Annotated in this window: 9 protein-coding genes; 2 read left to right on the forward strand and 7 right to left on the reverse strand. The window is 77.1% G+C overall.

Going from position 1 to position 18,429, the window contains the following annotated elements:
* Positions 1–6: 6 nt before the first annotated feature.
* Genes ACQKM2_RS04735 through ACQKM2_RS04745 form a run of 3 tightly spaced genes read right to left on the reverse strand, consistent with a single transcriptional unit; the run spans position 7 to position 11,849 of the window.
* The gene (locus ACQKM2_RS04735; RefSeq protein ID WP_427706565.1) at positions 7–336 is read right to left on the reverse strand and encodes an acyl carrier protein; all 330 of its coding nucleotides are present in this window, start codon (positions 334–336) and stop codon (positions 7–9) included.
* A complete protein-coding gene (locus ACQKM2_RS04740; protein ID WP_427706567.1) occupies positions 326–5,050 on the reverse strand; it encodes a beta-ketoacyl synthase N-terminal-like domain-containing protein in 4,725 nt (1,574 codons plus the stop codon). Before ACQKM2_RS04740 ends, ACQKM2_RS04735 begins: the two co-directional genes overlap by 11 nt.
* Entirely contained in the window at positions 5,043–11,849 is a 6,807-nt protein-coding gene (locus tag ACQKM2_RS04745; RefSeq protein WP_427706569.1) for an SDR family NAD(P)-dependent oxidoreductase, read from the reverse strand. Before ACQKM2_RS04745 ends, ACQKM2_RS04740 begins: the two co-directional genes overlap by 8 nt.
* A gap of 461 nt (positions 11,850–12,310) precedes the next feature.
* Between ACQKM2_RS04745 and ACQKM2_RS04750 the strand changes: the two genes are divergently transcribed.
* Positions 12,311–13,204: a LysR family transcriptional regulator gene (locus tag ACQKM2_RS04750; protein WP_427706571.1), complete on the forward strand. Its 894-nt coding sequence runs from the start codon at positions 12,311–12,313 to the stop codon at positions 13,202–13,204.
* A gap of 94 nt (positions 13,205–13,298) precedes the next feature.
* Positions 13,299–14,549, forward strand: a complete 1,251-nt coding sequence (locus ACQKM2_RS04755; protein WP_427706574.1) for a putative Ig domain-containing protein — start codon at positions 13,299–13,301, stop codon at positions 14,547–14,549.
* Positions 14,550–14,556: 7 nt separating this feature from the next.
* Here the strand turns inward: ACQKM2_RS04755 and ACQKM2_RS04760 are convergent, their stop codons facing one another.
* The 4 genes from ACQKM2_RS04760 to dacB form a co-directional block, all read right to left on the reverse strand.
* Positions 14,557–15,318 carry a hypothetical protein gene (locus tag ACQKM2_RS04760; RefSeq protein WP_427706576.1) on the reverse strand — a complete coding sequence of 254 codons (762 nt, stop codon included), beginning with the start codon at positions 15,316–15,318 and terminating at the stop codon, positions 14,557–14,559.
* A 329-nt stretch (positions 15,319–15,647) separates the two neighbouring features.
* A complete protein-coding gene (locus ACQKM2_RS04765) occupies positions 15,648–16,382 on the reverse strand; it encodes a class I SAM-dependent methyltransferase (protein ID WP_427706578.1) in 735 nt (244 codons plus the stop codon).
* Positions 16,383–16,429: 47 nt separating this feature from the next.
* Positions 16,430–16,753: a putative quinol monooxygenase gene (locus ACQKM2_RS04770; RefSeq protein WP_427706580.1), complete on the reverse strand. Its 324-nt coding sequence runs from the start codon at positions 16,751–16,753 to the stop codon at positions 16,430–16,432.
* A 37-nt stretch (positions 16,754–16,790) separates the two neighbouring features.
* Positions 16,791–18,407 carry a D-alanyl-D-alanine carboxypeptidase/D-alanyl-D-alanine endopeptidase gene (dacB, locus tag ACQKM2_RS04775; RefSeq protein WP_427706582.1) on the reverse strand — a complete coding sequence of 539 codons (1,617 nt, stop codon included), beginning with the start codon at positions 18,405–18,407 and terminating at the stop codon, positions 16,791–16,793.
* Positions 18,408–18,429: the final 22 nt, after the last annotated feature.

The raw sequence follows: 18,429 nt of genomic DNA on the forward strand, positions 1-18,429 counted from the left end.
GCGGGCTCAGCCGGCCACGGCGGCGGAGGAGGCCCCGCTCCCCGCCGTGCCGCGGGAGAGGGAGGCGTGCGTGATCCGCCCGATGTGGGTGACGAGTTCACCCACGGACATGGCGAGGATCGCGTCCATGTCCTTCTCCGCGAGGAAGCCCATCAGGTCCACCGCGGCGCCGTAGCGGTGGTGCAGAGCCTCGGCGAGGGCGACGAACTCGATGCTCTCCAGGGCGAGGTCCTCGTTGAACGTCGTCTTCATCGTGACCTCGTCCGCGAGCAGGTACTCGTCGCCGACGATCTCCACCAGCATGCCGGTGATCTCGGCGAGGATGTCATTTCCCATGGCGTGTCTCCGTGAGGTGGAAGGGGACGTCGGACGGTGTGCCGTCGCAGGTCCACGCGACGACGTGGCCGGGCGGCGAGGATCCGAGCAGGGTGGTGCGCACCGGGTACGGGCGGCCGTCCGGGGACCGCACCAGGAGGCAGCCGTCCCCGGAGAACGGGTCGCCGTCCGGGTCGGCGGACACCCGCCACTCGCGCGGCCGGCCGCCGAGGCCGCTGCCGTGCGCCTTGGCGGCGGCCTCCTTGGCGCACCACAGGGCGGTCAGCGCGGCGGGCAGGCCGCCGGCGCCCCGGGTGCCCGCCGGGGCACCGGCGAGCGCCTCGGCGAGGGCGAGTTCCCCCGGCCCGAGGGCGACGCGGACCAGCGCGTCCGGGTCGGCGGCCACCGGCTCCAGGTCGATCCCCGCCGCCCGGCCGGGACGGGCGAGGGCGACGGCGATCCGGTCCTTGTGGGCGATCGTCAGCCCGAACCCGGCGGCGAGCGGCCCCAGCGCCAGCGGCCGGCCCGCCGGGTCGTTGCCGACCGGCACCTCCGCCGGGAAGACCGGTCCGGCACCGCCGTCCCACAGCAGCTGCCGCAGCGCGTCCTTGGCCGCGATCCGGCCGAGCAGCCAGGGCCCGCGCGCCCGCGGCGACAGCCGCTCGTACGCCGCCCGCTCGGCGGCGCCCAGGTAGCGGCGCATCACCAGCTCCTGCGAGGCGGGATCGCTCCAGCGCCTGCGGGCCAGGCACCAGCCGCCGGGCTGCGGTTCGCCGATGCCGCACACCTCCGGGGTGAACTTCATCGGCCAGACGCGCTCGTCGGCCCCGAACCGGCGGTACGTCCACCCCTCGATCCGGGCCCACACCCCGCCGTCCGGCAGGCGCAGCTCGACGTCCCCGCGCACGGTCACGTCCTGGACGTCCCGGACCCGGGCCGCGGCCCGGACGAGCCCGCCCGCGGCGGGCGGCGGCCCGAAGAAGCGGACGCGGTCCACGGTGGCGGGGAACACCAGCCGGTCCACGGGCAGGCTGAGCTGCATCCAGTGCCCGAACAGCTGTCCCGCCGCGTCGAGCAGGGCCCCCGGGTCGGGGAGCGCCCTCAGCACCCCCTCGATGCCGTCCGCGCCGACCGTACGCACCTCGTGCACGCCGGCGAAGCGGGGGCCGTGGAACATCCACCGGTCCCGGTAGAGGGCGGCCGCGCTGACCGGGGCGGGCCCGGGGTCGCGCAGGGGCGTCGTGTCGGGGGCGGGCGGCGCCCCGAACCGCTCGCCGAGCAGGACGACCACCGAGGCGTACTCCCCGAGCGCGACCCGGAACCGGCCGGGGCCCTCGCGGTGGACCAGGACCTCGACGTCCAGGGCCGGTTCGACGGGCAGCCAGCGCAGGGCGCGCACGTCCTCGTAGCCGGTCACCGCCAGGCCGGGGGGCGCGTGGCGCCGGGCGGCGTCCGCCGCGAGCTCCAGCATGGTGGTCATGGGCACGACCGGGAACCGGTCGGAGTCCTCGGGCCAGCCGTCGGGCTGGAGGTACACGCAGTGGTCCCGCACGCCGGGCAGCACATCGAGCGACACCCGCATCCTGTGCCTCCCCGCAACCCTCCCCCCACCACCGGGGGTACCCCCGGCGGCGGACCCTGCGTCAGGCTCCGCACCCGGCCCCGCGCCGGGTACCGGGCCCGGGCCCGCACCGGTGGCGGACCGGGGGTCCGCCCCGGCCGGTCGCGGCGGGCGGGCCGCCGTCCAGGCCTCCGCGACGCTGCGGGCGGCGGAACGGGTGTCGTCGAGGACCGCGTCGAGGGCGGACAGCAGCACCGGCCGCACCTGCGGTGCGGCGTGAGCCGGACCGGGGTCGGTGGCCGCGGCCGCGCCGAGCAGCCCGCCCAGGGAGGCCCGGGCCGCCTCGCCGAGCCGGACCAGCGGCGACCCCAGGTCCAGGCTCATCCCGCGCACCCCCGGCCCGGCCCCGGGCTCCGCCGCGGGCGTGTCGGCTCCGGACCGCCCTGTCCGCGTGCCGCCCCCGCCCCGTGCCGCCGGTGCCGCGGAGGCACCCCGCGCAGCGGTGGCGTCGGCGGGAGGGGTCCGCGTCAGGAGGTCCCAGTGGGGGGTGTGGCCCTCCGTCCAGAGCGCGGCGCAGGCGCGGGTCAGGGAGGGCAGGCCCGGCAGGCGGGGGGAGGAGGTGGAGACCGCCAGGTGGGGGCGGTCGCGGAGGGTGTCCTCGACGAAGCCCGGCAGGCTGCCGGGGCCGAGGGTCACGAAGCTGCGGACGCCCTGCTCCTCGTACAGCCGCAGCGTCAGCTCGCGGAAGCGCACCGGCTCCAGCAAGTGGCGTACCACCAGCCGCCGTACGTCCTGCGGGGCGTCCGGGAAGGGCGCGCAGGTGGTGGCCGACCACACCGGCACCGAGCCCGGTTCCAGCGGCAGCCGGGCGAACGCTGCCCGGACCTGCCCGAGGTAGGGCTCCCACATCGGGGTGTGGAAGCCCGAACGGAACGGCAGCTCCTGCCCGAGGACCCCTTCGCCGCGCAGCCGCGCGACCGCGGCCGCGACCTGTTCCGGGTCGCCGCAGACCACCGACTGGTGCGGGCAGTTGTCGTGGCTGACCACCACCCCCTCCAGCCCGTGCAGCGCCGCCCGCGCCCGCCCGGCACCGCAGCCCAGCGCCGCGTACACCAGGTCCGGGACCTTGAGGGAGCCGGGCCGCAGCGAGTCGAGGAAGGCGTCGGCCGCGTCCTCGGGGTACATGCCGGCGGCGACCATCGCCGCCCACTCGCCCAGGCTGTGGCCCGCGAGCACGTCGGCCCGGATCCCGAGCGCGGGCAGCACCCGGGCGTGGAAGCGGCCCGTCACGATGGCGTCCAGGGCCCGCTCGATCAGCGAGCCGCCGCGGGTCAGGCGCGGCCGCTCCATGCCCAGCCGGTCCGCGACGTCGTCCAGGACCGGGGCGAACTCCGGCTCCAGGCCCGGGAACAGGAACGCCACCCGGCCGCCCAGCGGTTCCGGGCTGAACCACACGTCCCCCCGCCCCCGCCAGGGCCGGCCCCGGGCCACCGCCTTCGCGGCCAGCGCGAGCCGCTGCGGCGTCGGCCCGGCCACCGCGACCCGGCAGGGACCGTCCCCGCCGGACACCGGCGACGGCGCGGCCAGCAGGGCCACCAGCTCCGCCGGGGTGCCCGCCGCCAGCAGGAGCACGCCGCCCCCCGCGCCCGCCCCCACGGGCGTGCCCGACCCCACGGGCGCGGCGGCCCCGGTGCCCAGCGGCATGAACCGGCGCACCGGGGGAGCCGCCCGCCCGGTGGCCGGCGCCTCCTCCAGCACCACGTGCGCGTTGATCCCGCCGAAGCCGAACGCGTTGACCCCGGCCCGGCGCGGCGCGGGCCCGCGCTCCCACGGCTCGGGCGCCGTCACCGGCCGCATCCGGGTCCGCGCCAGGTCCGGGTGGGGGTCCTCCAGGTGCAGGGTCGGCGGCAGCACCCCCTCGTGCACCGCCAGCGCGGCCTTGATCAGCCCGGCCATGCCGGAGGCCTGCATGGTGTGCCCGAGCGCCGACTTCACCGACCCGAAGCCGATCGAGCCGGCCCCCGGCCCCGCCGGCCCGAACACCCGCGCCAGGGTGTCCAGTTCCGCGGCGTCCCCCACCGGGGTCCCGGTGCCGTGCGCCTCCAGCAGCCCCAGCGCCCCCGGCGCCCGCGGGTCCAGCCCGGCCTCCCGCCAGGCCCGCTCCAGCGCCCGTACCTGGCCGGCGACCAGGGGGCTCATCAGGCTCGCCGCCCGGCCGTCCCCGGCCACCCCCGTCCCGCGGACCACCGCGTACACCCGGTCCCCGTCCCGCTGCGCGTCCGCGAGCCGCTTCAGCAGCACCACCCCGGTGCCCTCGGACAGCAGCGTCCCGTCGGCCGCCCGGTCGAAGGGCCGGATCCGCTCGCTCGGGCTCAGCGCCCGCAGCTGCGTGAACACGCTCCACAGCGTGGCGATGTGGCAGTGGTGCACCGCCCCCGCGACGACCGCGTCGCAGCGTCCGGACGCCAGCAGCCCGACCGCCTGGTCCACGGCCAGCAGCGAGGAGGCGCAGGCCGCGTCCAGGGTGTAGGCGGGGCCCCGGAAGTCCAGCCGGTTCGCGGTCCGGGCGGCGGTGAAGCTCGGCACCAGGCCGATCGAGGCCTCCGGCCGCTCCGGCCCCAGCGCCTCCTGGAACGCCGACCGCACCCGGGCGATCCGCCGCTCGCCCAGCTCGGGCGCCAGCTCCCGCAGGGTCTGCGCCAACTGGTGCGCCGTGCGCACCCGCTGGTCCAGCCGGGCCGTGGCCACCCCCATGAACCCGCCGCGCCCCAGCACCACCCCGATCCGGGACCGGTCGGCCGGCAGCCGCTCCTCGCCGCCCGCGTCCGCGACCGCCTCGGCCGTCGCCCGCAGGGCCAGCAGCTGGTCCGGCTCGGCCCCCTCCACGGCCGCCGGCATGATCCCGAACCGGGTGGGGTCGAAGCCGGCCAGGCCGTCGACGAAGCCGCCCCGCCGGCAGTAGAACCGGTCGCCGGCCGCCGGGCCGGAGGCCGCGTCCGGGTCGTAGTACACCTGCGGGTCCCACCGCTCCGGCGGCACCTCGCCGATGCAGTCCGTACCGGCGAACACGTTGCGCCGGTACGCCGCCAGATCCCCGGCGCCGGGGAACACCGCGCCCATCCCGACGACCGCCGCGTCGGTCGGACGCGGACCGCGCCCCGCCCGCTCACTCATCGCCCCGCCCCTCCGGCCCGGCGGCCGCCAGGACCACCTGTACGTCGTCCCCGTGCGCGAGTTCGGCGAGGAACGCGGCGGCCCCCGCCTCCGGCGCGATCAGCGGGATCCCGCGCCGGGCGTACTCCCGCTCCAGCTCCGGGGTGACCATCCCGCCCGCCTCCGCCGCCCACGGCCCCCAGTCCACCGACAGCACCCGGCCCGGGAAGGACTCCGCCCAGGTGCGCGCCAGCGTGTCGAGGGCGTCGTTGGCGGCGGCGTAGTCGCACTGGCCCCGGTTGCCGTACACCCCGGCGACGCTGCCGAACAGCGCCAGGAACCGGGGCGCGGGCCCCGTCCCGTGCTCGGCGGCCGCCGCCGCCAGGTGCCGGGCGCCGGCCACCTTCACGGCGAACACCTCCGCGAAGTCCGCCGCCCGCTTCTCGCGCAGCAGCCCGTCCCGCAGCACTCCGGCCCCGTGCACGATCCCGTCGAGCCGGCCGTGCCGGGCCCGTACGTCCGCCACGACGGCCCGGACCGCCGCCCCGTCCGTGACGTCGGCGCGGTGGTAGCGGACGGAGGCCGCCGCGCCGGCGAGGCCGTCCAGGGCGGCCCGCACCTCCCGCTCGGAGAGGATCCGCGAGGCGGCCGCCTCGATCTCGGCCGGGGTGCGCAGCCCCGAGGCGATCAGCGCCGCCCGCAGCGCCACCCGGTCCCGGGCCTGCCCGAACGCGTCCTCCCCGGGCGGTGGTTCGGGCGTCCGGCCGATCAGCTCGACGTGGCACCCGGTGGCGCGGGCCAGCGCGAGCGCGGTGCGGGCGGTGATCCCGCGGGCCCCGCCGGTGAGGAGGACCACCGAGTCCGGGCCGAGCGGCAGGGCCCGCCCGGCGGCGGCCGGTGCGGCGGGCACCGCCCGGCGGGCGAACCGGGCCCCGTCCGGGGCGTACCCGACGCAGGCGCCGTCCCCGTCGGCGGCCCCGCAGGCCAGCTCGGCCAGGAGCAGCCGGGCGGTCCGCTCGGGGTCCTCCTTGGGGTGGACCTCCACCGCGCGGACCAGCGTGCCGGGGAACTCCAGCGCCGCGCTGCGGGCGAACCCGGGCAGACCGGCCCCGGCCGTCCCGGGCGCGGTGACCAGCAGCAGCCGCCCGGCCCCGCCGGCGAGGGCCTGCCGCAGCCCCTCGAAGGCCCCGGGCAGCACCGGGTCGGCCCCGGCCCGCAGCGCGGTCAGGTCGACGATCCCGTCCAGCCCGGCCTCCGCCCCGGCGAGGAGCCGTACCCCGGCACCCCGCTCGCGCAGCGCCCCGGCGAGAGCGGGCGCGAGCCCCTGTCCGTCCTCGACGATCCCGATGCGCAGGCCCCGCAGCGCCTCCGGGTCCCCGGCGGCCGGGGCCAGGGGCACCGCCGCCACCCGCAGCCGAGCGAGCGGGGCCGGTGCCGTTCCGGGCCCAGGCTCCCGCTCCTGTTCATGCTCCTGCTCAGGCTCCCGCTCCGGGCCGGTGGCGGGGCCGGGCACGGCGCGGGCGACGATCCAGTCCACGATCCCGCGCAGGGTCTTGATGCGGGACAGCTCCTCGACGGCCGACCCGGTGGAGCCGCCCGGCTCCCGCGGGAGGCCGATGCGGTCGGCCAGGGCGCCGATGATCTCCACCCGCTTGATGGAGTCGATCGACAGGTCGGCCTCCAGGTCGAGCTGCGGGTCGAGCATGTCCCGGGGGTAGCCGGTCCGGATGTGGACGACCTCCAGGACCGCGTCCATCACCTCCTCGGCCGTACGCGGAGCCGCGCTCCCCCCGGCAGCGGCAGCGGCAGCCGCTGCGGGCGCCGGCACGGGCGCGGGCGCGGTACCGGCGCCGGCGAGCAGCTCGCGCGGCAGGGCCTCCGCCGGACCCGCCGCCTCCGCCCCGGGACGCGCGGGGGCCGGCACGCCCAGGTACCCCAGCAGCACGGCCCGCTGCGCCTCGACCAGTTCGCGCGTCCCGCGCAGGTACTCCAGCACCGCCTCCTCGCGCCGGTCCCCGCCCGCCGGCGCGGCGGCCTCCGCCCGCGCCGGGAGTTCCACCCGCCGGGCCGGCCGCAGCCCCCCGGCGACCGGCTCCCCGTCGGCCGTACGCACCAGGTGCCCGTCCACCAGCCAGCCCGGCCGGCCCGGCGCCCGCTCCGGCAGCCGCCGGGTCCGTCCCCGGAACAGCGCCTCCGGCTCCACCGGGACCCCGGCCGCGACCAGTTCGGCCAGCGCCGCCACCAGCCGGGCCAGGCCGTGCTCGCCCGGCACGTCCAGCGGGACCACCGTGTGCGGGCGCTCCCCGAGGATCCGGCCGACCAGCCCCGACAGCACCCGGCCCGGCCCGGCCTCCACGAAGGTCCGCACCCCGGCCGCGTACATGGCCTCCACCTGCTCCGTGAACCGCACCGGCTCCGCCACCTGCCGGGCCAGGAGCCCCCGTACCGCGTCGGGGTCCGCCGGGTACGGCCCGGCCGTGGTGTTCGACCAGACCGGTACCGAGGCCCCGGCCACCTCCGTCGCGGCCAGCTCGGCGGCGAGCGCCCCCGCCGCCCCCGCGACCACCCCGCTGTGGAACGCGCAGGCCACCGGGATCGGCTCCGCCGTCAGCCCCGACGCCCGCAGCGCCTCCACCGCCGCGGCGACCGCCGCCGTCGGACCCGAGACGACGCACTGCCGGGGCGCGTTGTGGTTCGCCACGACGCACCCGGCCCGCTCCACGGTCTCCCGTACCTCCTCCGGGGCCGCCGACACCGCCGCCATCGACCCGGGATCGGCCCCGGCGGCGGCCAGGATCGCCTCGGCGCGCCGCGCGCTCAGCCGCAGCAGGCCCGGAGTGTCGTACACCCCGGCCGCCCACAGCGCGGTGAGCTCCCCGTACGAATGCCCGGCCACGCAGTCCGGCCGTACGCCGAGCCGTCCGAGCAGCAGGTGCGCCGCCGCCCCGGCCAGCCCCAGGGCGGGCTGCGCCACCCGGGTGTCGGTGACGGCGGCCCGCTGCGCCGACCGCCCCCCGGCGCCGAAGGCCGCGGGCGGGAACATGGCCGACACCACCGGGCCGGGCGCCCCGTCCAGCAGCCCGCGCAGTGCGGGGAACGCCGTGAACAGCTCGCCCAGCATGCCCGGGCGCTGGCTGCCCTGCCCGGGGAACAGGAACGCCACCCCACCCGGATCCGCCGCCTCCTCCCGTACGTGGACCCCCGCGCCCGGCTCGAACGCCCGGGCCCGCTCCAGCCGGACGGCCAGCTCGTCCGCGTCGGCGGCCACCACCGCGACCCGTACCGGGCCCGACCCCGACGCCGCGGCCTCCGCCGCCAGGTCCCGCAGGCTCCACGGCCGCCCGGCCGCGTCGTTCTCCTCCAGCCGGGCCGCGAGCCGCGCCATCGCCCGGCCCGCCGCCCGCCGGTCCCCGCCCCGGAAGCAGAACAGCTCGGCCGGCCACTCCTCCAGCCCGTGCCCCGGCTCGTCCGCCCCGGCGTAACCGGCCAGCACGGCGTGGTAGTTGGTGCCGCCGAAGCCGAAGGCGCTGACCCCCGCGATCCGCCGCCCGGCCGGCACCGCCCAGGGCCGGGCGTGCTCGTCGAAGAAGAACGGGCTGGTCGCCTCCTCCCAGGCCGGGTTGGGCGTCTCGACGTGCAGGGTGGGCGGCCGTACACCCGTGTGCACGGCCCGGGCCGCCTTGATCAGCCCGGCCAGTCCGGCCGCGCACTTGGTGTGCCCCAGCTGCGACTTGACCGACCCCAGGGCGCAGGACCCCGGCCCCGCCCCGGACGCGGCGAACAGCTCGGTCAGCACCGCCAGTTCCGTGCTGTCGCCGACCACCGTGCCGGTGCCGTGCGCCTCGACCAGGCCCACCTCGGCCGGGGAGATCCCGGCCCGGGCGTAGGCCCGCTCCAGTGCCCGGCGCTGCCCTTCGGGCCGGGGTGCGGTCAGGCCGAGGGAGCGGCCGTCGCTGGCGGCGCCGACCGCCTTGACGACCGCGTACACCCGGTCGCCGTCCCGCTCCGCGTCCGCGAGCCGCTTGAGCACCAGCACGCCCACGCCCTCACCGAGCGCGATCCCGTCGGCGGCCGCGTCGAAGGGCCGGCAGCGGCCGCCGGGGGACAGGGCGCGGACCGAGGAGAACAGCAGGTAGTCGTTGATCCCGTTGTGCAGGTCCGCGCCGCCGCACAGCACCATGTCGCTGTCCCCGTCGCGCAGTTGGCGGCAGGCCAGGTCCAGGGCGGCGAGGGAGGAGGCGCAGGCGGCGTCGACGGTGCAGTTCGCGCCGCCCAGGTCGAGCCGGTTGGCGACCCGGCCCGCGATGACGTTGGCGAGCACCCCGGGGAAGGAGTCCTCGGTCAGCCGCGGCAGCTGCTCGTCCAGGCCCTCGGGGACCGAGCCCAGGTAGCCGGGCAGCAGCGCCCGCAGCCCGTACGCGCCGGCCAGCTCGGTGCCGGCCTCCGCCCCGAACACCACCGAGGTCCGCGAGCGGTCGAACTCCCGCTCCCGGCCGTACCCGGCGTCCCCGAGGGCCCGCGCGGAGATCTCCAGGGCGAGCAGCTGGACCGGTTCGATCCCGGCGAGCGACGCGGGCGGGATCCCGTGGGCGAGGGCGTCGAAGGGCACCGGGCCGAGGAACCCGCCCCAGCGGGAGGGGGTGCGCTCGCCGGCGCGGGCCGGGTCGGCGTCGTAGTGGAGCGCCGGGTCCCAGCGCTCGGCCGGCACCTCCGTCACCGCGTCCGTCCCGTCGAGGACCCGCGCCCAGTAGCCGGCCAGGTCGGGGGAGCCGGGGTAGGCGCAGGCCATGCCCACGATGGCGACGTCCAGCGGGTCCGGCGCCGCGTCCGCCTCCGCGGGCGGGGCCGGGAGTTCGGCGGCCCGCCGCTCCAGGAGCCGGGTCGCCCCCTCGGTCACCTGCGCGTGCAGGGCCGCCACCGTCGTGGTCCCGGAGCGCAGGGTGGCGGCCTGCCCGAGCATGAACAGCCCCTCGGCGTACTGCTGTTCCTCGCCGACCGGCTCCAGGGCGGGGGTGTCCGGGGCGCGCCGCAGCCCCTTGCTCGCGATCCGCAGCCGGCCCAGGTTGAGCCGCTCCAGCTGCTCCCACACCTCGCGCTGCGGGACGCCGTCCCGCTCCAGCCGCCGCCGGGCCGCTTCGAAGGCCTCGGCGTACGGGGTCGCCGCGCAGCGGGTGGCGTGCCCGGGCGCGGTGTGCAGCAGCACGGTGTCCGCGCAGTCCACCGCCGTCCGCTGGAAGACCGGCAGCACGGCCCCGCAGGCCACGGCCTCCTCGGTGAACAGGTAGGCGGTGCCCATCAGTACGCCGGTCCGCGCGCCCCGCGCGGCCAGCGGCGCGGCGGCCGCGACCGCCATGGCGGCGGAGCGCCCGTCGTGGATGCCGCCCGCGAACAGGACGTCGAGGGCCTGCGGTTCGGGACACGACAGCAGCCGCTCGATCTGCTCCTCCCAGAGCGGGAAGGAGGCCCGCGGTCCGACGTGCCCGCCGCACTCCAGCCCCTCGAACACGAACCGCCGCGCACCCTCGGCGAGGTACCGCTCCAGCAGGCCGGGCGAGGGCACGTGCAGGTGGGTACGGATCCCGGCCGCCTCCAGCGGGGCCGCCTGCGCGGGGGTGCCGCCGGCGATGACCGCCCACGGCGGGCGGGCCCCGGCCACGGCCGCCAGCTGCTCCCGCCGCAGCTCTTCCGGGGCGAAGCCCAGCAGGCCCACGCCCCAGGGGCGGTCGCCGAGCCGTTCGGCGGTCTCGGCCAGGAGCCGGCGTACGTCCGGGCCCTCCATCACCGCCAGCGCGAGGTACGGCACCCCGCCCCCGGCGGCCACCGCCTCCGCGAAGCGGGCCTGATCGCTCACCCGGGTCATCGGCCCCTGCGCGACGGACAGCGCGCGCTCCAGCGGCCGGGCCCGTACGGCGGCCTCCAGGTGCCCGGTGACGGCCGCGCGCACGGCCCGGACCACCCCGCCGGTGGTGCGGTGGCGGGCGGCCAGGCGGGCCGCCGAAGCCCCGTCCTGGCCGACGGGCAGCAGCTGCGCCCGCAGGCCGCGGGCGCCGAGCAGGGCGGACACCGGCCCGGCGGGGGGTTCGGGCAGGTCGGGGCGGGTGAACACGCGGTGCCCGTCCAGCAGTCGGGTCTCCGAGCCGTCCATGGCGCGCAGGGCGGAGGCCACTTCGGCGGGCAGCGCCCCCTCTCCCTCCGCCGTCAGGGCGAGCTGGACGTCGAGCACGACCCCGGCGGCCCCGCCCGCCACGGCCGCGGCTGCCGTGTGCGGCCCGATCCCGCCGAGGGCCAGTACGGGCACGCCGGGACCGGAGTCCGCCAGGAGCTGCTGGAGCAGCACGAAGGTGGTGGCCCCGCCCACCCGGCCCCCGGCCTCGTGGCCCTTGGCGACCAGGGCGGACACCCCGGCGGAGACGGCCGCCGCGGCCTCGGCCCGCCCGGTGGCCTCCGCCCAGACCCGGGGCCGGCCGGGCGCCGCGGCCCAGGCGGCCACCTGCTCCGGGGTGTGGGCGGCCGGGTCGGCCAGCAGCACGGTGTCCACCGCGGGCGGCAGCTCGCCGGGTCCCGTCGCACACCCCGGGGGAACCCGCACCCCGTACCGGCCGGCCCCGCCGCCCCCGGCCCCGCCGCCCCCGCCTTCCAGCCGGCGGGCCAGCTCGGCGAAGGCGCGCCGCGCGGCGTCCGGGTCCCGGCCGAGGTCGAGCAGGCCGAGGGAGCCGGCGCGTTCGGCCGCGGTCACGATCGCCGGGTTCGGCTCCTCGAACGGACTGACCGCGACGACCAGTTCACGGGCGGCGGCGGACTGCGGGTGCGGGTGGGTCACGAGCGCTCCTCTTCCAGTGCTGTGTGACATGGCGCGATACAGGGCGGAAGAACGGGGGAGAGCGATGCAGTGAGGTGCGGCGCCGGGCGTCATTCCGGTGCGGGCGGCGCGACCGGCTTGAACCGTGGTCAAACGCCCGACGCCGCGATGCATCGTGCGGGGGGCGTCCAGCACTGTCAACAGCCTTACGGAATACGCCGCTTCGCCCCGCCCGGCCCGCCGGCGCGCCCGCCCGCCGCCCCCGCGGGGCCCGCCGCGCGCCCCCGTCCCGCCGCTGGCCTGCGCCTTTCCCGGCCGGACCGACCGCCCCCGCGCACGGGGCCGCGTACGGCGTCCGGCCGGGCTCATGCCGCCCGGGCATGTCTTGCCGCCGAGCCGGTATGGGGCGCTCCCCGGACCCCACGTCAGTTGTTCACCCACCAGCCCTTACGGGTCCATGCCCACGCCGTTACCGTCCGCTCATGACCCCCACCCTCGCGCAACTCCGCTACCTCGTCGCCGTCGCCGACTGCCGGTCCATCACCGGCGCGGCCGCCTCGGTGTTCGTCGCGCAGTCGGCCCTCTCCAGAGCGGTCCAGGCCATGGAACGCGACCTGGGAGTCGAACTGCTGGCACGCCGGGGAAGGGGGGTGGACCTCACGCCGGAGGGGGCCCGGGTCGTCCGGCTGGCCCGTACCGTGCTCAACGCCGTCGAGGCCATCGACGACATCGGCACCCCGCACGGCAAGGACTCGCGCGCGGCCTTCACCCTCGCCACCACCCCCACCCTCGCCCTCGACCTGGCCACGGACCTGATGACGGGCTTCAGCGAGCGCCACCCCGGAGTGGACGTCCGGCTCCAGAAGTACGACAGCCGCGAAGCACTCGTCGAGGAACTCACCCGCGGGCGGGCCGAACTGGCCCTGGTCGACCTCCCCGTCGACAAGGAGCTCTCCACGCACTTCATCCAGGAGCGCGAAGTGGTCCTGATCTCGCCGATCGGCACCCGGCTGCCCAACCCCGTCCCCCTGCGCATGCTCGACGGCCTCCCCATGGTGCTGCCCACCCCCGGAACCGGCCGGCGCACCGAGATGGAAGCCATGTTCAGCTGCATGGGCGTCCGCCCCGTACCCTCCCTGGAAGTCGACGAACGCCTCGCCTGGGTCACGGGCGTCACCGACGGACGCGGATCCCTCATCTGGTACCGGGACGTGGTGGCCAGGGCCTTCGGCAGCAGGGCCGAGATCCGCTCCTTCACCCCGGCGCTGCTGCGCCCCGTGGGCATCGCGCACGCCCGCCGCCAGCTCAGCCGGGCGGCCCGCGCCTTCATCGCCCATGCCGGCCGCAAGGCGCCCGTACGGGAACCGGAGCGCTGAGCCCCGGGCCCATGCCGGGGCGGCATTGAACGATGCTCGAACGGGGGTTCCCGGGGGGTGGTGTTGCCCGGCGCCGCCGCCTCACATGGTCCGCATGCCCAGACTCCTGACACCCCCCGGGGCCGCCGCCCTCGCGACCGCCGCCCTCGCCGCGCTCCTGCCCGCACTGGCCTGGATGGCGGACGCCACCGCCGCCCCGGCACCTTCCGCCACCCGGACCGCCGCCTCCGCCCCCGCCCCCGCCCCCGAGAAGAAGTGCACCCTGCCCGGCGGCATGACCGAGATCAGCGGCCTCGCGATGAGCCGCAGGCACCCGGGCGTCTTCTACGCCGTCAACGACAGCGGCAACACCAACCAGGTCTTCGCCGTCGACTGCACCGGACCCACCGGAGTGCTCAAGGCCACCCTCACCGTCTCGGGCGTCGGCAACACCGACTGGGAGGGCCTGGCGATCGGCAAGGACGCCGCGGGCGGCCCGGCCGTCCTGGTCGGCGACATCGGGGACAACTTCGGCAGCCGCGCGGAGATCACCGTGCACGGCTTCCCCGAGCCGGAGCGGCTCGCCGACGCCACCGTCACCCCGGTGACCCACCGCTTCGCCTACGCCGACGGCAAGCACGACGCCGAATCCCTGCTCGCCGACCCGGCCACCGGCCGCATCCTCGTCGCCAGCAAGCTGATCGGCGCCGCCGGGCAGCTCTACCAGGCCCCGCTCCCGCCGGTCACCGGCCAGGTCAACACCCTCACCGCCGTCCGCCCCGGCCCGGTCTTCGCCACGGACGGCGCCTTCTCCCCGACGGGCGCCTCCTACACCCTGCGCAGCGGAGGCCCGCTGGGCGCCAACACGGCCACGGTCTACGACGCCTCGGGCACCAAGCTCGCCGACGTGGCCCTCCCCGTCCAGTCCCAGGGCGAGACCGTGACGTACGCGGACTGCGCGCACCTCCTGGTCGGCTCGGAGAACGACCCCCAGATCTGGCAGGTCCCCCTCCCCCCGGAGGCCACCCCCGGCTGCGGCACCACCCCGACGCCCACCCCCACGCCTACGCCCACCCCGACCCCGACCCCGACACCCACCCCCGGTGACCTGAAGCTGGCCAACCCGGGCCCCCAGACGTGCCGGTTCAACCAGCCCTGCACCGTCCAGCTCACCGCCACCGGCGGAAAGCAGCCCCTGCGCTTCGCAGCCTCCGGCCTGCCCTGGGGCCTGACCCTGGACAGCACCTCCGGCCGCATCACCGGCAAGCCCTGGAGCACCGGCACGGCCCAGGTCACCGTCACCGCGACCGACTCCGCCGGCGCGAGCGCGGGTACGTCCTTCGCCCTCACCGTCAACTGGTTCTGACCCGGGGTCAGCAGTACTCCTTCCAGGGCGACGGCCCGTCACCGTGGTAGTGCCCGTACCCGAGCTCGTCCATCGGGCAGGGCCGGAACCCGTCCACCGACCGGGGATCCCCCGCCAGGAAGGCCCGTACGATCCGGTCGGCCTGGCGGGCGGGGTCCTCGTCCGTCACCGCCGTCGCCAGACCGAACTCCTCGGCGCGCCCGTACGAGCCGTCCGGATCCTGCTCGTCACGGAAGAAGTAGACCAGCACCTGCCCGGGGTGCTTCGGGTCCGTCCACACATGGCCGAGTTCGCACGACCAGCGCTCCAGCCACCCGGTCTCGCCGCGCAGCCCGTCGAGCACCAGCCGCGAGACCGTCTGGGCCGGCCACTCCCAGCCGCCGTCCGATCGGGCACGCTCCAGCTCGGCGTCGTACTGGGCGGCGTCGAAGCGGTACTCGGGGAGCGTGGGAGCCCCCTCCCCGGCGTGCCTGGACGTCTTCCAGCTCCACACGACGGTGTCGCCGTCGCGCCGCAGCGTGAGGTACAGGAGGTCGTGGCAGCCGCACCCCCGCTCGGCGAAGTCCACCCTGTGCGGCCGGTCGCCCACCCACAAGGGTCCGTCGGGCAGCAGCCAGTCCCTGGGGTCGCCCGTCACGGCGCAGTAGTCCTCGTCCTCGAAGGCCTCTTCGATCACGTCCACCCCGTCGACGAGCGCGCGGACCTCGTGCGGGCCGTACGGCGGGTCGTACCTGACGATCAGGCGCAGAACGTTCAATTCCTTGGTCATCACGCCAGGCTGACCCGTCGGCGCCCCCGGTGTCACACGGTTTTGGCGGCCGCCGGAGTGCCGTATAGTTGATCTCGAGCCCGCAGCCGGGAAACACGGCGGACGGGACGATGCGTTGGTGGTCCAAGGAAAGACACCCCACTTCCCGTGGGGGAATGCAGGTGCAAGGCCTGCCCAGCGCTCGAACGAAGGCCCCGGCCTCCTCACGGAGACCGGGGCCTTCCGCGTGTGGCGGGCCGGTCCGGTGCCACGGCTCCTGGAGCACCGTGAAGCCCGCCGGGGCGCGGTCGGACTTCGGGGCCGGGGCAGCGGGGCCGGGGCAGCGGGGCCTACCGGCGGACGGCCACGTCCAGGACCACCGTGTAGTGCTCCTGGAGCATGCCGTCCGGGAAGAGGGCCAGCAGGCGGGCGCGTTCGGCGGTGAGGAAGGCGTCCGTGCCCGGCTCGCCCACCAGGAAGAGCGAGTGCGTCGACAGCTTGCCGAGGTGGGCCCCCACGGAGATCCGGCGCGACCACTTCAGCCGCCGCGTGGTGAAGTGCAGACCGGGCAGTGAACGGGCCGGCTCGTTGATGTACCAGCCCGGGCCGAACCGCTTCTCGATGCGCGCCTGCTGGTCGGCGATCCACTCCACGTCCGTGTCGGGGTCGTTGGAGAAGACGGCCAGCGCGCCCCCGGGCCGCAGGACGCGCAGGGCCTCGGGGCCGGCGAGGGCGGGGTCCGTCCAGTGCCAGGACTGCGCGTACGTCAGCAGGTCGAGGCCCGCCGTGGCCAGCGGCAGCCGGTCGCCGTCGCCCCGGACCAGCGCGATCCCCGGGTTGCGGCGGCGGAACTCCGCCGCCATGCCCTCCCCGGGCTCCACCGCCACCACCCGGGCCCCGCGGGCGTGCAGGAGGGCGCTCGCGATCCCGGTGCCCGCCCCGACGTCCGCCACGCGGGCGCCGGCCAGCGGGAACCCGGCCAGCTCCTCGACGCCGTCGAACAGCGCGGCCGGATAGGAGGGCCGGTGCGCGGCGTAGCGGGCCGCCGCCGAACCGAACGAACGCGCACGGGATCCGGTCGTCATACCGTCCATCATGGACCGCCGGTCAAGAGGGCCCGGCCGGGTCCGTCTCAGTCGACCTGGAGCTCGCCCATCCGGCTCCAGCCCGTGGCGCCCGCGATGGTGGTGCTGACGATGTCGGGCGTGCGGGTGACCAGCGGACGCATGGTCTCCAGGGCCTTGGCGAAGTGCTCGGAGGTGACGTGGGCTTCGGCCGCGTCGTCCTGGAACGCCTCCACCAGGACGTACGTGTCCGGCTCCTCCAGGCTGCGGGACCACTCGAACCACAGGTTGCCCGCTTCGGCGCGGGTGGCGCGGGTGAACTCCGCGACCTTCTCCGGCCACTGGTCCACGTATTCGGGCTTGACGGCGAATTTCACCACAATGAAGATCATTCAGCCATTGTAGGCACGGGCCCGGCCGCCCCGGCCGTCAGGACCCCTCCTGGAGGTAGGCGGCGATCAGGGCCAGGTCGTTGGCGATGCCCACCACGTCCTCCGGGTCGGCGGTCGGCGTCATCGCGCCCGTGACGCCCGCGTAGAAGGTGTCGAAGCGTCCGCCGCCCTTGTCCAGGTAGCCGGCGATGGTGATGGCCCCCACCGACAGCCGGTCGTTGAGGAGGTCGCCGCCGACGGCCGCGCCGGTCTTCGCGAACACCTTGCCGCGCGCGGGACAGTCGCGGCAGTTCTGCGCGAGCAGCCCGTCGACCCCGAGGATCGGCAGCGCCTCCCGGAACCGCCGCGCGTCCGGCGTGCCCTGCCAGTACGCCAGCATCTGCACCAGCGCCCGGGGTGTGACCCGGTCGGCGGGATTGCCGCCCCGGCCGTCCATCAGGGCCACCTGCTCGCGGTCGACGCCCGCCCGGTCCAGGAACGCGGCGAGCACCGGGAAGCCGTCGGCGCACTGCCGGCTGCCGGTGGTGACGGCCAGCAGGCAGACGTCCAGGTTGGCGCCGAGGTTGTGGCTGACCTTCAGGATCAGCTTCGCGTACTGCTCGTACGGGGGCGAGGTGTACGCGGCCACCCGCGGCCGGCCCGCGTAGTCGCGCGGCAGCCGGGCGACCGGATTGGGGCCCGTCGCGGCGGCGGTGACCTCCACCCCGGCCCGGCCGAGCGCCTGGATCAGCGCCGTCCGGCCGAACGCGGCCGGGTCCGTGACCGGCGAGGTCCGCAGCAGCGGCCGGGCGTCCGCGGCGATGGTGCCGGACAGCCGGATGCGGGTGCCGCCGTCGGTGGCCGCCACCGTGATGTCCGTCGGCTTCCCCGCGGCGACGGTCCTCACCGTCGAGGTGACCTCGTACGGGGCGACCTTGGGCCGCCACTCCAGCCGGGCGGCGGCGCCCGCCCGGTCGCCCGGGGTGGTCAGCAGGTCGACGAGGTTGTCGTTGACGATCAGCGGGGTCGGTACCGGGTCGAGCCCCGGGTCGGGCGCGAAGAGCCGGCTGTCGACGATCACGTCGCCCTCCACGCGGGTGATGCCGGCCGCGCGGACCTGCCGGGCGAGCTCGTCGATCCCGGCGAGGGGGTTCTCCGGGGTGAGGGTGGCGCCGGGGAAGTCGTTGGCGTAGGTGTGGTCGAGGTCGGTGTACGCGACCGTCCCGTCGGGCCGGGTCCGGCCGCCGAGGGTGAGGTCGCCCTGCGCGACGAGGTCGAGGTCGCCGGTCAGGGTGGAGCCGGCGCGCCGCCCGACCGCGTAGAGGGGCGTCACGAAGCGGTGGTCCGGGCCGAGGGTCCGCCAGGTGGCGGAGACGGGGAACAGCTTCGCGGTGGAGCCCGGTATGAAGAACTGCCCGGGGAACATGCCGTGCAGCACCCGGCCGCCACCGGGTTCCGTCTGCAGCAGCCCCCACTGGGCGTGGCGGTACTCGGGTTTGCGCATGATCTCGGTGATGCGGGGGTCGAGGCCGCCCCCGGAGGCCTCCGGCGAGGGCACGGGCGACGGCGAGGGGGCCGCCCGGGCGCCCGTACCGCAGGCGAGCGCCAGCAGCAGGGCCGCGCAGCAGCCGGCCGCCCGGCGCCGCAGCGCCACGGGGAGGATCGCAGTTCCCACGGCGCGCTCCGTTCGTCGGGGC

Source organism: Streptomyces sp. NPDC004126, assembly GCF_050275515.1.
Taxonomy (GTDB): domain Bacteria; phylum Actinomycetota; class Actinomycetes; order Streptomycetales; family Streptomycetaceae; genus Streptomyces.

Coding starts and splice junctions, on each gene's coding strand:
- ACQKM2_RS04735 (WP_427706565.1), bottom strand. CDS start 336: ATGGGAAATGACATCCTCGCCGAGATCACCGGCATGCTGGTGGAGATC.
- ACQKM2_RS04740 (WP_427706567.1), bottom strand. CDS start 5,050: ATGAGTGAGCGGGCGGGGCGCGGTCCGCGTCCGACCGACGCGGCGGTC.
- ACQKM2_RS04750 (WP_427706571.1), top strand. CDS start 12,311: ATGACCCCCACCCTCGCGCAACTCCGCTACCTCGTCGCCGTCGCCGAC.
- ACQKM2_RS04755 (WP_427706574.1), top strand. CDS start 13,299: ATGCCCAGACTCCTGACACCCCCCGGGGCCGCCGCCCTCGCGACCGCC.
- ACQKM2_RS04760 (WP_427706576.1), bottom strand. CDS start 15,318: ATGACCAAGGAATTGAACGTTCTGCGCCTGATCGTCAGGTACGACCCG.
- ACQKM2_RS04765 (WP_427706578.1), bottom strand. CDS start 16,382: ATGACGACCGGATCCCGTGCGCGTTCGTTCGGTTCGGCGGCGGCCCGC.
- ACQKM2_RS04770 (WP_427706580.1), bottom strand. CDS start 16,753: ATGATCTTCATTGTGGTGAAATTCGCCGTCAAGCCCGAATACGTGGAC.